Source organism: Paenibacillus sp. Y660, assembly GCF_057221575.1.
Window position 1 is genome coordinate 93,110 of sequence record NZ_JBXBBJ010000001.1, and the last position, 15,527, is coordinate 108,636.

The 15,527-nt window shown below is 49.7% G+C and carries 10 protein-coding genes; 8 read left to right on the forward strand and 2 right to left on the reverse strand.

Features of this window, described 5'->3' with window-relative positions; genetic code table 11:
- Positions 1–257 precede the first annotated feature (257 nt).
- The 7 genes from AC2TDN_RS00410 to AC2TDN_RS00440 all read left to right on the forward strand — a co-directional run bounded on the left by AC2TDN_RS00410 (position 258) and on the right by AC2TDN_RS00440 (position 13,065).
- On the forward strand, positions 258–2,582 hold the full coding sequence (locus tag AC2TDN_RS00410) for a helix-turn-helix domain-containing protein (protein WP_484686652.1): 2,325 nt from the start codon (positions 258–260) through the stop codon (positions 2,580–2,582).
- A 258-nt stretch (positions 2,583–2,840) separates the two neighbouring features.
- On the forward strand, positions 2,841–3,698 hold the full coding sequence (locus AC2TDN_RS00415) for an ABC transporter permease (RefSeq protein WP_484686939.1): 858 nt from the start codon (positions 2,841–2,843) through the stop codon (positions 3,696–3,698).
- A gap of 2 nt (positions 3,699–3,700) precedes the next feature.
- Positions 3,701–4,597: a carbohydrate ABC transporter permease gene (locus AC2TDN_RS00420; RefSeq protein WP_482065245.1), complete on the forward strand. Its 897-nt coding sequence runs from the start codon at positions 3,701–3,703 to the stop codon at positions 4,595–4,597.
- Positions 4,598–4,622: 25 nt separating this feature from the next.
- Positions 4,623–6,212, forward strand: a complete 1,590-nt coding sequence (locus tag AC2TDN_RS00425) for an extracellular solute-binding protein (protein ID WP_484686940.1) — start codon at positions 4,623–4,625, stop codon at positions 6,210–6,212.
- A gap of 83 nt (positions 6,213–6,295) precedes the next feature.
- The gene (locus AC2TDN_RS00430) at positions 6,296–10,129 is read left to right on the forward strand and encodes an Ig-like domain-containing protein (protein ID WP_484686653.1); all 3,834 of its coding nucleotides are present in this window, start codon (positions 6,296–6,298) and stop codon (positions 10,127–10,129) included.
- Between the two features lie 96 nt (positions 10,130–10,225).
- Positions 10,226–11,965, forward strand: coding sequence for a hypothetical protein (locus tag AC2TDN_RS00435; protein ID WP_484686654.1), 1,740 nt, complete (start codon positions 10,226–10,228; stop codon positions 11,963–11,965).
- A gap of 44 nt (positions 11,966–12,009) precedes the next feature.
- Positions 12,010–13,065, forward strand: coding sequence for a glycoside hydrolase family 88/105 protein (locus tag AC2TDN_RS00440; protein WP_484686655.1), 1,056 nt, complete (start codon positions 12,010–12,012; stop codon positions 13,063–13,065).
- A 51-nt stretch (positions 13,066–13,116) separates the two neighbouring features.
- On the opposite strand, the gene AC2TDN_RS00445 is transcribed toward AC2TDN_RS00440, so the two are convergent.
- Positions 13,117–13,926 carry a phytanoyl-CoA dioxygenase family protein gene (locus tag AC2TDN_RS00445; protein WP_484686656.1) on the reverse strand — a complete coding sequence of 270 codons (810 nt, stop codon included), beginning with the start codon at positions 13,924–13,926 and terminating at the stop codon, positions 13,117–13,119.
- A gap of 103 nt (positions 13,927–14,029) precedes the next feature.
- Between AC2TDN_RS00445 and AC2TDN_RS00450 the strand changes: the two genes are divergently transcribed.
- The gene (locus AC2TDN_RS00450; RefSeq protein WP_484686657.1) at positions 14,030–14,854 is read left to right on the forward strand and encodes a helix-turn-helix domain-containing protein; all 825 of its coding nucleotides are present in this window, start codon (positions 14,030–14,032) and stop codon (positions 14,852–14,854) included.
- A gap of 55 nt (positions 14,855–14,909) precedes the next feature.
- Here AC2TDN_RS00450 and AC2TDN_RS00455 read toward each other — a convergent pair whose 3' ends face one another.
- Positions 14,910–15,125 (reverse strand): DUF6366 family protein, encoded by a 216-nt coding sequence (locus tag AC2TDN_RS00455; protein WP_484686658.1) that lies wholly within the window; start codon positions 15,123–15,125, stop codon positions 14,910–14,912.
- Between the last annotated feature and the right edge of the window lie 402 nt (positions 15,126–15,527).

A 15,527-nucleotide genomic window follows, 5' to 3' on the forward strand; every position in this document is an offset into this window, starting at 1 on the left:
TCTGTTTCTCATTCCTGGCCGGCTAAATGCCCACATAATTATATCATGTTTACCATTTATATGTACAAGATAGAATGTCAGAATTACGAATTACAAATATAAGTATGTACCAAAGAACCTTGCAGGTCTGCCGCAGACCTGCAAGGTTCTTATTTGTTTTTCTATTCTTGCATTAAAAAGATAGTGAAAGGATAATCTCGAACTCCTTTGATGCATATATTTGAATGAACAGGCTGCATCCGGTGAGGAGGTTGAAGATGAAATCAAGCATTTCGGGAAAAGTAATGATTATTTACGGAAGCATCTTCCTGCTCATTATTGCTTTGACCTTCTGGATGTCCTATCAGGGCACGGTAGGCCCGCTCAAGGATGATCTGACTAATACGAATCTCGCTCTTCTCAAGCAGGTGGATCAAAAGATCGAAGTGGCATTTCGTCAGACCGAGAAGGATCTGCTAGCTCTCATGGAAGAGCTTGAATTCGTTTATTTCATGCTTGACAGCTATGATGACGATGCCCAAAAGTACAGCAACTATTATGGTCTAACGACCAAATTAAAAAACTTTATTAATGCGAACCCTAATTTCTCATCCATCTTCGTTTATTCTGCTGTAAACGGCGATATTTTGACCGAAAAGGCTTATATGAATGACATTTCTCCAGTTGATAACTGGCTGGCTGCCTATATGGACATGCCAGGCTATTTCAAATGGATAACGACCCATCCGGTGTGGGACGGAACGACGACTCAAAACGTTGTCACGCTGGTGCGTTCCTATCCAACGCTCAGCAGCCCGGGATACCGCAACGGCATAGTTGCCGTCAATATTAGCGAGAACGTGCTGTACAGCATGATCAAATCTGTTTATGAGTACAGCACGGCAGGCCATTTATTTATTTTTGACGCGGATGGGAAAGTCGTCAGCCATGACGATAAAACGATGCTTTATCAAAATCTTAAACAGCTTCCTTACATCAAAAACGTCCTTTCGGAAGAGGGCAGCGGTTCCTTGTCAATCAAGCTGGACGGCGTTCCGCAAACGGTGTTTTACCGAACCTCCGCGTATACGGGCTGGAAGATGGTCAGCATCATGCCGGAATCTCAAATTTACGAGCCGCTCCAGCTAACACGCAATCTGCTGTTTATTTTGGCAGGCGGCATGGTCATCCTTGCTCTTATCGTATTGTTCTATGTCAATCGCTTAACCTTCAAGCCGCTCGACCGCCTTGTCGGCAAGCTGTCAGGCACTTATCAACCGGATAAGAATAACCGATTTGATACGGCTGGGTTCAACTATTTGGAGACGGTGTTCGAGAAAATGATGCAGGATCGGGAGCATTTGGAGAAGCATGTGCGGGATTCAAAATCGGTGCTCAAGTGGAGATTGATTATGGATTTGCTGACCGGCTACCGGACGGACTATCAAGCTTTGCGGCATCATCTTGAATTTACCGGGATCACGCTGTACCCGGAGCGCTTCCTTGTCTGCACGGCGGAGATCGGCAAAGCAGAAGGGAGCTTGAGCGCGCGGGATGAAACGCTTTATACGTATGTGTTTTGCAATGTGGCAGAAGAGCTGATGGGCAAAGAAAATGCGGGTGCCGCTATCGATTTGGGAGGGGGACGAGCCGCGCTGGTCTTCAGCTTTGCGGAAGGCGAAGCGGAACAGAATCATTTGCGTGCGCTCGCTATTTTGGAACTGATACTCGAGGTCATTAAGAAGCAATTCGGTTTAATCGCAACGGTCGGCGTCGGAAGAGGCGTCAAGGAATTGAGCGAAATTCAGAGCTCCTACGGCGAATCGCGCAAGGCGCTCCGCTACAAGATGCTTTTTGGCAGCCATTCCGTTATCTCGATCGAGGACTTACAGCCGCTGGACAGTCAGGATTATTACCGTTTGAATCGAAAGGCGAGCCGAATTATGGAGGCGCTCAAGAGGGCGGATACGGACAAGATGAAGGAGGATGTGCATCAAGCCTTTCAGAAGGCGGTGGAGCTCGGCATGCCTCCCGACTTGATCCGCCAGTTTTCGTTCGACTTAATCGTGAAGGCGCTGCAGGTCGCCGATTCGATCGGGATTGGCCCCGAGGAGTCCATGGGCAACCTGGACAGCATCTATGAGAAAATCGAACGCAGTGAAGATTGGAAGCAAGCGGAGGGCCTCGTTCTCTTTGTCCTTGAAGAGCTGGCAGCCAAGCTTTCGAGCAAGCGAAGCCAAAGAGGAAAGAATGACACGATTGATCGGATGCTTACCTACATACAAAGCCATTACCATGAAAATGATTTGTCTCTTGATCGGCTGGCCGAACAGTTTCATTTGAGCCCGACCTATATCAGCAAGCAGTTTAAAGAATACACCGAACGAAATTTCATCGACTATCTGATCGAAATTCGAATCGACTCGTCCAAGGCGCTTCTGCTGGACAAGGATAGGAAGGTGAACGATATCGCCGAGGCGATCGGATATATGAATACGCGAAGCTTCCTTAGGACGTTCAAGAAATATACGGGAATGACACCGACAGAGTACCGTGAGCATGCCATCAGCAATTTATCGGAGCAAGACTCGACTGAGGCGTAAGACCGGCGGCTAACTTCCGATGCGGAAGCGGTGCCCCGGTCTTTCCCTTGTAATGACGCGGTTTCTCTTGTGTCACAGCAAAATAATGAACCAGTTCAAGAAAGGTGACCTTCCCTTTAACAATAAAAGACACTAGGTACAGAACATGTCTATATTCAGCCTCCTGCGCTTTGTGTACGATCAAATCGTAAACAGAAGAGGATAAAGGGGGGGAGGACGATTTGGATACGGCTTAAGCGGGATCGGCACTTATATTTGATGCTTTTGCCTGTCATCTTGTTTTACGTGCTCTTTAAATACGCACCGATGGCAGGCGAAATCATCGCGTTCAAAAATTACCGTTTTATTGATGGCATATGGGGGAGCGAGTGGGTCGGTTTTCAACATTTTCAAATGCTGTTCGCAAGCTTGGATTTTTGGAGAATTCTTCGCAATACGCTGCTGCTGAACATTTACAGTCTAGTGTTTGGCTTTCCGGTGCCTATCCTGCTTGCCCTGCTTCTTAATGAGGTACGTAGAGAGTGGTACAAAAGAACGGTGCAGAACCTGTTGTATTTGCCTCACTTCATCTCTTGGGTTGTACTGGGCGGAATTGTGATCGCGATTCTATCGCCGAGTACAGGCGTCGTAAATCTGATTCTAAAACAATTTGGCATAGAGCCCGTTTATTTTATGGCAGACTCGACTTGGTGGCCTGTCGTCTATACGGTATCCGGTATTTGGCGCGACGCGGGCTGGGGGACGATTCTCTATTTGGCAGCGATGGCTTCGATCGATCCCCAGCTTTATGAAGCGGCCAAAATCGACGGAGCAAACAAGCTGCGGCAAATTTGGCATATTACGCTTCCGGGCATTCGCAGCACGATTGCCATTTTATTGATCCTCCGCATGGGGCATATGATGGATGTTGGCCTCGAGCAAACGCTCGTGCTGCAAAATCAATCCGTGCTGGACGTAGCGGATGTCATCAGCACCTACGTATACCGGGTCGGCTTGCAAAATATGAATTACAGCTATACGACGGCGCTCGGCTTATTCCAGTCTTTAATCGGCTTTATTCTTGTCGTGGGCGTTAACGGGCTGATCCGCAGATTCGGCGAAAGGGGGTTATGGTAACGGTGAAAAGGAATGCTTCAGCCGCCGCCGCGCTGTCTTCGATCGGCAAAATCATCCTTTATGCGTTTCTTGGTCTCTCGTCCTTAATCGCCCTGTTCCCGCTTTGGTACGAGGTAGCGGCTTCCTTCAGCAGCAGCCGGGCGATTACAGCCGGAGAAGTGCTGCTGTGGCCGATTGAATTCAACCTGCATGCCTACGATCGGCTGTTTGATGACGGACAAATCTTGATCGGTTTGCGAAATACGGTCCTGATTACGATTGTGGGCACCGCCTTCAACATGCTCATGACGATACTTGCCGCCTATCCGCTCTCAAGACGCCGCCTGATGGGACGCAGCGGACTGCTTCTGTTCATTACATTCACAATGCTATTCGTTTCGGGAATCATTCCGAGCTTCATTCTCGTTAAAACGTTAGGCTTAATGGACACATACTGGGCATTGTGGCTGCCAAGCCTGGTCAGCACGTATAACATGTTCGTCATGAAGACCTTCATGGAAGGGCTGCCGGAGGAGATCGAAGAGTCGGCTGCTATGGACGGAGCGGGAGATTGGCGGGTCTTAATGCAGATCATGCTTCCATTATGCAAGCCGATCATCGCGTCCTTGTCGCTGTTCTACGCCGTAGGCTGGTGGAATTCTTATTTCAGCGTTCTTCTCTATATTACGAAAACGACGTCGCAGTCCTTGATGGTGAAGCTGTATCAAATGATCAATCAAGTGGATGCAAGCCTGCTTAACAATTCCGGTGGCAGCGAGGGCGCTGGGCAAATTTTGCTGACGCCTGAGGGCATTAAAGCGGCAGCTATCGTTATTGCGGTTACGCCGATTCTGTGCGTATATCCGTTTCTTCAGAAGCATTTTGTGAAAGGCGTATTAATCGGTTCGGTTAAAGGTTGATAGGGAAAAGGGGATGATGTGTGTGATGAAAATGAACAAAATCCGCAATTTGATCATGACGGCAAGCTTAGCTGTTGTACTGCTGGCTGGCTGCACGGGGAAAACCTCCGAGCCGAGCAAGCCTTCCGCTGCGCCGAACGAAACCGATGCGCCAGTCGTAGAGCAAAAGAAAGAGATCAGCGTCTCCATCCTGGATCGGGGCGAAGTGGCAACCGAGGAAGGCAGCTACGAAAACAACCGCTGGACGAAGTGGATCAATGAGAATGCTCCTGCCGAGGTGAAATGGGTACCCGTTCCGCGCACGCAGGTGCAGCAGAAATTGAATACGCTGATCGCATCGGGCACGGCGCCGGATCTGATATGGGAATATGACCGCAGCTACATCAGCCAGCTCGCTGCTCAGGGCGCGATCCAGCCGATTGACGAGTATATTGAAAAGTACAGCACGACGTACAAAGCTTATTTGGAGAAGCATCCGGAATTAAAGCCCTTCTTGACGATCAACGGAAAAATGTATGCGATTGCAAGCGCGCGCGGACAGGAAACGATCGCCAACCACGGCATTATGATTCGTCAGGACTGGCTGGATAAGCTGGGCTTGAAAGCTCCAACAACAGTAGAAGAATTAGTTGAGGTTGCCCGCAAATTCAAGGAAGGGGATCCAGACGGCAACGGCAGCGCGGACACGGTGCCAATCACCTTCAATTACAATGGCGTGCAAATTTTAAGGGCGCTCTTCTTCAATAACGAGAACCAATGGTATCTGGAAGATGGCAAGCTCACGTTCGGCCGGATACAGGACCGGTATACCGATTCGCTAGCTTTGCAGAAGCAGCTTTTTGACGAAGGCTTGATTGATAAGGAATATATTACGGATACGAATTTTCAGCGCTCGCTTCAGCTGTGGACGACTGGAAAATCCGGCATCTATCTCGGCTCATGGTCGATGGGCGCGGAGTTTGTCGATTTGAAGAAAAACGTTCCGGATGCCAAAGTCGTGCCGCTGGAGCCAGTCGCATCGAAGTATGGAAAAAACGGTCTTTATCAGGAAGTGCCGGCCAACATGTATATTGCTTTTAATACAAACATGAAAGAGGACAAAATCGAAGCAGGTGTCAAATTTTTGGATTGGATGCTGGAGAAGGGCTGGGAGCCGCTCAGAATCGGGGAGAAGGACGTCCACTATAAGCTCGTAGGCGAAGTTCCGCAGAAGACCGATGCTGATCAGTTCAAAAAAGAGGTGTTCTATGCAAGGGAATACGCGATCCTGAACGAATGGGATCCGAAGCCGGAATGGTATGCGGTCATGGCTGCCCAAGACCCGATCTCCCAGGAGCAGGCAGAGCTTAAGGCGGCTGGCCTGGAAGTAGCGATGAAAAACAAATATCGGCGGGACATTGCCTATAATCCTGATATTCCCGAGGTGAGTCAGCTGATTGCTACGTTCGCTCCGATCGCGCAGCAAATTGAAGCAAAAATCGTCACCGGTGGAGGCGCGCTTACGCCGCAGGCCGGAATGGACGATATTCGCAAGGAATGGAAGCGCTTGGGCGGGGAAAATGTTGAGAAGCTGGTGCAGGAATGGTATGAGACGAACAAAGATCATTTGAAGTAGAGGGGAAGGCTCTTCCCGTATTTCCATATTGGCTCTGCGGGAAGGGTTAATCGCCGATTCGAGTAGCAAAGGATGGATGGAAAATGATGATAATGAAAAAAGCAATTTCATTATTCCTCGTCTTTGCATTGATCATGACAGCATCCGGTATGCTTGGCGATAATGAACCGGCAGCGGCTGCGGAAGCGGTATTCGCAGAGCTGCAGGCAGGTGACTATGAAAACGCCGATGAAGTATGGGACTTTCTGCTTGGAACCGAATTCCCCGGGGCGCAAGGAAGCTTCACAAGAGATCCATCCGCGTTTCAAACAGGACTTTCCTCAGCCAAAGTGACCGGAGATTTCAATGGCGGGGGCTCTTACGTCGCACTGGAGCGGTATCTGACGAAACGGATCGTTCCGGGGGATGCTGTGAGCTTATCCTTCTGGGTAAAGACAGCAGATGCTTCATCGATCTATCTTGTTCTAATGGACGGCACTAACCAAAACCATTCGCAAAGGCTAGTGCTTCAACCGACGACGGATTGGCAAAAGGTTACCGTTAATGCCTTTAATTCCGGCAGCGAATATACGCACTGGGGAGGTGCCAATGACGGCGCTTGGCATCCGTCGCTGAAGAAGATGACGATCAAGGTTGCACGGGCCGGCTTGCGCACGGGGCTTAAAAGCGGATCTGTATGGTTCGACGATCTCAGAATCAAGGTTGCGGTACCTGATCTTGCCATTGCCCAAACGCAGGTCGGCAACGTTTTCCCGGGTAAGAACAAAGGCATCTTTGATGTTCTAACGACCGGGAACACCGTCACATGGCAAACCTATGATGCTTGGGGAGAGCCTGACTCTTCCGGAAACGCTCCGGTAACTGGAGGCAAGCTCCGGTTGGAGGTGCCGGTTCAGTCAGACGGCTATTACCGCTTAAAGCTCTCCGCTTACCAATCGGGGACTTTGCTCAAAACAACAGAGACGACCTTCGCGACGGTACCCGCCTTTGATTTGTCGGCGGTGACGGCATCACCATTTGGCGTGCAGACGCATTTTGCCCATAGCTGGAACCGCGAGATGATTCCGCTCGTCAAATATGCAGGCGCCAAAAGCGTGCGGGATGCGATGTTCTGGTCCGAAATCGAGCTCAAAAAAGGCATTTACACCTATAACCCAAAATTCACCCTCTACATGGAAGGCTTGCTCGAGAACAGCATCGATCCGCTTATGACCTTCGCATTTTCCAATCAATTTTACGATAATTTCCAAACGCCTTATTCAGCAGAAGCCCACGCTGCTTATGCAAATTATACAAAATCGTTACTGAACCGATTCGGCGGCCAAATCAAATGGGGAGAAATGTGGAATGAGTTCAACCTGCCCGGATTTGGCGGGAATGGCCCTGCCGCTTCAAGGCCAGATGTATACTTCAATCTGATGAAAGCAGGCTACGAGGCTGCCAAGGAGGTGCGTCCGGATTTGAATGTGCTTGGCGGAGCAACCGCAGGCATTCCGACCGAGTGGCTGGAGGATTTGTTTGAGCTGGGCGGATTAAATTATATGGATACCTTGTCCGTACACCCTTACCGATACCCCGACAAGCCAGAAGGCTTGCTCAGTGAGGTAGCTTCATTAAACCAGCTGGTGAAGACGTATAACAACGGGCAGACGAAGCCGATCTGGTTCTCAGAGATTGGCTGGCCGACGCAGCTTGACCCTCGCGGAGTGGATGAGAAAACACAGGCTGCGTATTTGATACGCACGTATGTACTCGGAATGGCAGCGGGCGTGGAGAAAATCTTCTGGTACGATCTGATGGACGACGGAACGGATAAGAAGTATAACGAGCATAATTTCGGCATCATTCATAATGGCGGAGATCCGCTCGGCGCCTATACGCCAAAGCCGGGTTATGTAGCGCTGGCGACGGTAGCGCGGCAGTTGACAGGCGCAAGCTTAACAGGCCAGGAGATTACGAGCGGCATCTATCGCTATAAATTTAAGAAAGGCGAGAAAACCATTCATGTGCTTTGGTCAGGAACGGATACGGAAACTAATCTGACGCTCAAAACAAAGGAATCGCTAGTCGTAACAGACATGATGGGACGCTCGTCAACCTACACGCCAAAGGACGGGGAAATTTATATTACGGCTTCCAAGGAACCATTATTTGTCCAAGGGAAAATCGATAAAGTCGTTCAAGGCAGTAAATACGAGCTTAAGAGCGAGCCGTACTTTACAGACGATCCCGTAAGCGTAACGCTATCCGTATACAAAGCTTCCTCATGGCAGCCGGTCAAGGCTCGCATTCAATTGCAGGGAGCGGTTCAAAACATACAGGCTTCCGCAGTCGGCACCTATAATTCCGTATTTCCGGGAATAAGCGAGCCGGGCAGCTACACAGCGACAGCGGAGCTTGTTATTGGAGGCAAAAAGGTCGGCAAGTTAAAAAATACGGTGGTGGTCAAGCAATCGGAGGAGCTTTTCGCCAAGCATGTGCTGAAGGAGGGCAGCGACTTTCTAAGAGTTCGAATCGACAATACGAAACCGATAGATAGGCGACTGACGCAGATCGATTGGCAGGTGGGCGAGACAACCGAATCAGAAACGTATGATACGGTTTTGCCTGGCTTTTCGGATTACACGATTGATCTGCCGATACCGGCATTGCCAGCAGGCACATTAACGCCTCATCAGCTTACCGTCTATTTGGAGGATGGCACCGTATTGTCTCTGTCAGGCAATTTGAAAAATGTCGCTGTGGCCAGCATGACGCCAATCATTAACCGCACCGTGCAGGTGGATGGGTCGCTGGACGATGTGAATGATCTGCCTGGCATCGACCTGTTTGAGGAAGGCAATTCAAGAGTTGTACCGCATAATGGCCCGGAGGATCTAAGCGGCAATCTTTGGATCACTTACGATAACGATTACCTGTACCTGTCAGCGAAGATTCATGACGATCAATTCACTCAAACCAAAACAGGAGATGCCATTTGGAGCGGAGACAGCATGCAATTCGCCATTTCCTTGGGAACGCCGGGAGAGGCAGCTGAATGGTACGAATATGGAATGGCGCTGACGCCAAACGGACCGGAATTATATCGGTGGATGGCGATGACCGGCGTGCTGACCGGGCCGATTGCGAATCGCCAGCTTGAGATTACGAGGGATGAAGCAAGCAAGGATACGATCTACCAGCTCGCATTGCCTTGGACGGAATTGTCGCCGATCGCTCCGAGTGACGGAATTCTGAGCTTGTCCGCGCTTGTAAACGAGAATGACGGCAACGGCCGAAAAGGGTGGCTGGAATGGGGCGGTGGAATTGGGTCCAATAAGCAGTCTAAACTATTCAAGCCGATGCTGATCGGCGGGCAGGCAGAGGTAGGCATTAACGGGATCACGCTTGACAGGAGCACACTTGAATTAGCGGTCGGCGATCCAACGGCTGCTTTGCTTGCAGCGATAACGCCAGAGAATGCAGCGAATAAAGAGGTAACATGGACCACAAGCGATCCGAATGTAGCAACAGTAAGTGGAGGGGAAGTAACGGCGGTAGGAGCGGGTACGGCAACGATAACGGCTACGACAGCAGACGGTTTATTTACAGCCAGCTGCTTGGTTACAGTTGCAGAGGCTCCCATTACGGAGGAGCCTGAGCCGACTGTAGTAGTAGAACCGGTGCCTACTGTGACGCCAGAGCCAGGGACGCCTGAGGCTACTCCGACTCCTGTGACGCCTGTGACGCCTGTGACGCCTGTGACGCCTGAGGTTACTCCGGCGCCTGTGACACCTGAAGCTACTCTGACTCCAGAGACGCCTGCAGCGACTCCAAGTCCTGTGGCGCCAGTAACACCAAGTCCAGAGACGCCTGGGTCTACACCGAATCCGGGGACTCCGGCACCCGCTGATTCAGCTCCAGAAATCGAAGGCTAAATATGAACGGCAGGAGCAGTTCGCCAAAGCGGCGGCCTGCTCTCGGCCGCTCCTATGCCTGAAACGAGGATACCGCGATTAGAGAGGATGGGAAATATGGATAGGACAGACAATCCAATCGATCATAAGCCGCTGCTGCTCGGAAAAATCCATAATTGGGAGGAGCGTTTTGACCCGGAAGTAAATATGCTGAAGGTGCCCTTTCATAGTCCCGGCTACCATACGACGCTAACGGCAGAGGAGTTCCCGCTTGTTCATCCTACTTATCCATCTATTCTCTATGCGCTGGCTCTGCTTGACAGCGAGGTGCCAAGCAGTACAGAGCGTGCCTTTGCTGTCATCCGCCAAGTGATTTCGCTGCAAGACCAAAATCCCGCAAACGACACGTATGGCATATGGTCATGGTTTTATGAGGAGCCGCTGGAAAAAATGTCTCCGCCAGACTGGAACTGGGCAGACTTTTGCGGCAAACAGCTCGTCCAAATCGAAGTCCGGCATGGCGAAAAGCTGCCAAAGGAGCTGCGGGAGCAGATCCGTCAGTCTGTTTTCTGCGCATGCGATGCCATCATCAAGAGGGATGTTGGTCCTCACTATACGAATATCGCGCTAATGGGCGCATTCGTCACGCTTATCGCGGGTGAAGCCTACGGCCAGCCAAGTTTCGCCGATTACGGTATTCGAAGGCTGGAGAGGCTTCATGCTTATACGAGTCAGCTTGGCACGTTCCATGAATTCAACAGCCCTACTTATTCGGTTATCGCCATCACTGAGCTGTCCAAAATTTATACATTAACGGCGAGCACGCAGGCCAAAAAAATGGCGGAGGATTTGCTCAATGGGGTTTGGCGCATGGTGGCTGAGCATTTTCATCCGGCAACGAAGCAATGGTCCGGCCCGCACAGCCGCAGCTACAGTACGCTGCTTACGGATATCGCGAAGTCGTTTTTACAGATTGCTACGGATCATACGGCTCGCTTTACATTTGAGAAGGAGCAGCCTTATGATGCGGAATGGTTTGGGAGCGGCATTCGCTGTCCGCAGCCGTTTTTGCCGTATTTCACCCAATCGGAGGAAAGGCAGCTCCATCAGCTTTATTCCCGAAATGAGCACACCGGTCAGGAGAAATGGGCAACGACGTATATGACATCTGCCTTTGCGATAGGTGTGTCCAGCGAGGAAATTATGTGGAATCAAACGCGTCCGCTGCTTGTCTATTTCGACAATGGGGGAGAGGCGGCTTATTTGAAGCTGCGCGTCCTGCATGACGGCTATGATTATTGCTCGGCTGTATTGAACAGCAGAGTAGAGGAGAACCGGCTGCTGCTGGGCATCCGTTTTCTAACGGATGGGGGAGACACGCATCCGAGTCTCGATCAAATTAAAGGCAGCATCGAAGCATCCGATTTTCGAATTCGCATAGAGCTTGGAGGCTGCTTGGAGCATGTAAGCTCGGAAGCAGATGGTGAAAGGGCAGCAGCAATGATTGGCGGCTGTAAAGTGAGTTTACGCACCTTGTTTGCGGCTTTTGAAGCCGGGCTGGATCAGGATAAGAAGCGAAGCGGCGACTATAAATGGGAGCTCACGAGGGACAGCGACATCATTTGCTTTGATCTTATTTTGCATGCAGGTGAGGAATGTACGCTTGATTTCGATGCTATGAGCAAAGCTGCAGTGCTATTCTCGTTAGTTATTGGCGAAGAAGAGCCAGAGATTACGGTAGAGTCTCGGGAAGATGCTGTGATCGCTAGTTTTGCTGGCAAGCAGCAAGCTTTGTTGAATGACGATCCAATCAGGCTATCCCTTGGACTGAAGCCTGCTGCATCATCGAAGTCGTGAAAATGAGCTGAGATCTAACATTTTGCGGAGAAGGGATCGATGTCATGCAAACGAAGTTATCGTCTGAAACGGTAAAGCAAACAGCTGATCGTGTTTATCGCTATATGCTGCAGGATCATTCCGGCAGCTGGGGCATGGATCTCAACCATTGGGACTGGGTGCCGGGAGTTGGCGTCATCGCGATTTTATCCTATTATGAGCTAACGGGTGAAGCAGAAGCGCTGCCGGAGCTAATACGCTGGTCGCAAAATAATTTACACCTTGCCGAGCAGGTGAAGGTCATTAATGCAATGGCTCCCTATACGGTTTTTCCGGCGCTTTATGAGCATACGCATTACCCTGTTTATTTGGAGACAGCAAAGCGAATCGGACAATGGATGCTGACGGAAGCGCCCCGTACAAGGGAAGGAGCTTTCGAGCACACCGTTACAGAAAACGTGAAATTTCCGGAGCAGGTTTGGGCGGATACGATATTTATGGCGGTTATGTTTTTGGCTAGGCTCTCAAGGCTCACTGGAGAGGCAGCCTATGCGAAGGAAGCCGTTCGCCAGCTGGAGCTGCACTTAAGCCTGCTTCAGGATAAAGAAACGGGAGTGCTGTTTCATGGCTGGAACTCGGAGGAACGAAACCATCTTTCAGCCGCTCGGTGGACGAGAGCCAATGGATGGATTGCGGCAGCAGTGCCGATGATACTGGAAGAGCTGGAGGACTTGGCGGCTGTCCCGAAGGAAACGCTTGAGCGCTATCAATTGCTTATGCGCAGCCTCATTCGTTTCCAGCAATCAGATGGCCTTTGGGCTACGGTGCTGGATCGACCCGACTTTTACACGGAAACATCCGGCAGCGCCGGCATTGCCTGCGGTATTGTGAAAGCGGTGCGTCAAGGGTTGCTTGACGCTTCTTGCTTGAATGCGGCATACCGTGCGGCAGACGCCATTATGCTCAAAGTAGCGCCGAGCGGGGAGGTTACGGGCGCTTCAGGCGGCACGCCGATCATGCCTACAATCGAGGCTTACAATGACATCCCTTGTTATCCGACGCTTTACGGCCAAGGGCTCGTGCTCATGCTGCTGTCGGAGCTGTCGGACATCTCGAGCTAATCGAAAAGGACCGTTTGCATCGCCATTTTGCGAGCAAGCGGTCCTTGTTTATTAGACGTTTCCTATCAGCATCGATTTGAGCGGCACCATCGACTCATCAGGAACATAATATTTGAATTTATTGTCGCTGATTTGTCCAAGCAGCTGGCGGCGAATCGGATCGGCATCCTTCAAGAGACTCTCGTCTGCTTGATGATAGTCGATCGGGCGCATCCAGATCGGGCTGTAGCCGAGAAACAGCTGTCTTCTTGTGAATTCCGATTGATTGATCGAGCCGGCATGCCATAGATTTTGCGCGAAAATAAACACATCACCCGGCTTGCCGCATACCTGCACCTCTCCATCCAGCTGCTGTCGCACATCCTTATGGTTCGGATTGTACGGTTTCTTATGGCTGCCCGGAATGACCTTCGTATTGCCGCGGCTCGGCTGCGACATATCGCTCAAAATATAGCAGACTTTAATATAATAAGTAGCCGTCAACCCTGCAATGACCGGAAACTGCGGATGAGGACCGTCTTGATGCCAGTCGATAAAGCTGTGGGATGCGGTTTTTACATCGTTTGGATTAGGTTTTCTTACCGTTAGATGGGAGATATGCAGCTGAATATTGTGGCCGAGCAAATTTACGATTAAGGGAAGAATTTCCGCTTGATCGATCAAGGAGGCAATCTCCGCGTGCCGGGCGACGCTATTATAAATATTATGGGCAAGTGTATCCTGCTCCTCTGCGAGGACCTCATCGATAGCCGCATTCAAGCGGGCTACCTTTTCCTGTGACAATATATCCGGCAAAACCAAGTAACCTTGTTCATTAAAACGGTTCATCAATTCAGGAATATTTAACGCAGCTGTATGCATTAGCCTCTCCTCCTACTTGTAATTAATTTAATTATACATGACAAGTGAACACTGTATAATGTATGGAATAGTCGTATCTCTTGTATATAATTTCAGTAGAGGAGTGGCGAAGTTGGACCACAATCGGTTTCGTGAGCCTGAGCTCATTTACCATGTGTTCGTGAAGGATGCTGCGCATTTCCAGAAGACGGAGGATACTTACGATCACTGGGCATTATTCATTGTTGATGAGGGCAGCTTCGAATATAAAATGGGAAATGTGAGCGAGAGGGCCGTAAAGGGAGAAATGGTGCTCTGTCCACCGGAAATGACCTTTTACCGCAAAACAAACGGCTTGTCCTTTCATCTTATCGGCTTCCGGTGGAGGGATGCCTTGAATGGTCATGAGGAGAAGGAGAAGGAGAAGGAGCATGCCGCTTCGCCTCCTATTGGAAAGCTCGTTATGCTGAATAATAAAAGAATGAATTCTACTCTTTCTCTATTTCGAGAAGCTAGCTATGTGAAGGCAAGTCTTGTGCAGGATTACAAGAATCATTTGCTGAAGGATTTGTTGTATGTCTATCAGATCGAAAGCTATAATCGCAAAATCAATCTTTTGTACAGCGAGAATCCGCTCCTGCAGCGCGCGGTGCAACTGCTTCAGCAGCAAGCGGAAGCGGGTGTATCCTTGAAATCGATCGCAATCGAGCTCAGCATTAGCCAAGTGCAATTGACCAGGCTGTTTAAGCAGGAGTTTCAAATGACGCCGAACGTGTATGCCGCTAATCTCAGAATGGATAAGGTGAAGCTTCTCCTTGTCAACTCGTCCTTAACGCTGGCACAGATCGCGGAGCAGTGCGGGTTCACGGATGAGCATCATTTGAGCAAAAGCTTCAAGCGAATGTTCAGCATCAACCCTTCGGCTTATCGGAAAACGTATACGATTTAACGATGGCTCGCCGATTCACGTTTGGTAAGCCATATGGCTACCGAGCAGGAGCAGGTCAGACATTCAGTAATTTATAGATTATATACCCTATAACCAATAATAAAATGATAATTCCGGTTCCTTTCCATCCCAAACCGCCAACTAAACCAGTTAAACTTCCAAATTCAGCACGATTAACTCCATCACTATATGTACCAAAAGGGTTATTTTTTAATTCCTCTTGTCTTAAACGTTCCCTTTGTTCTTCAGGTGTTTCTTTTCGATAGTCCAATTAATAACCGCCTCCTAGTAAAAACCTGCCACGTTTCTTCATCAAGAGCAGCTTGTTTTTCTTTTATTATACACTATACTTTTACAAATTTATGGTTAGACGAACAGGAGACCATCGTTCAAACAAGCCGGCCAGTGAAGGGCCAGCTTTTTTTATTTATAATTATGTGGTGTAAAAGAAATGTACATAAAGAAAACGAATAGGCGCTGTTTATTTGTTTTGCTGCTAAGCAAGGTGAAGGGATTAACGCAGCTGGCATGCATGCTGTGTGCGCACACCACAGCACAATGCTTTCATTCACGTTTTAAGCACACAGGTGTGCTTAAAGACCATAGATATTGGCTACTCCATGGCTTTAAGAGCATATGTGTGCTTAAGGTGGTTTTTTCACTGTACATCCAC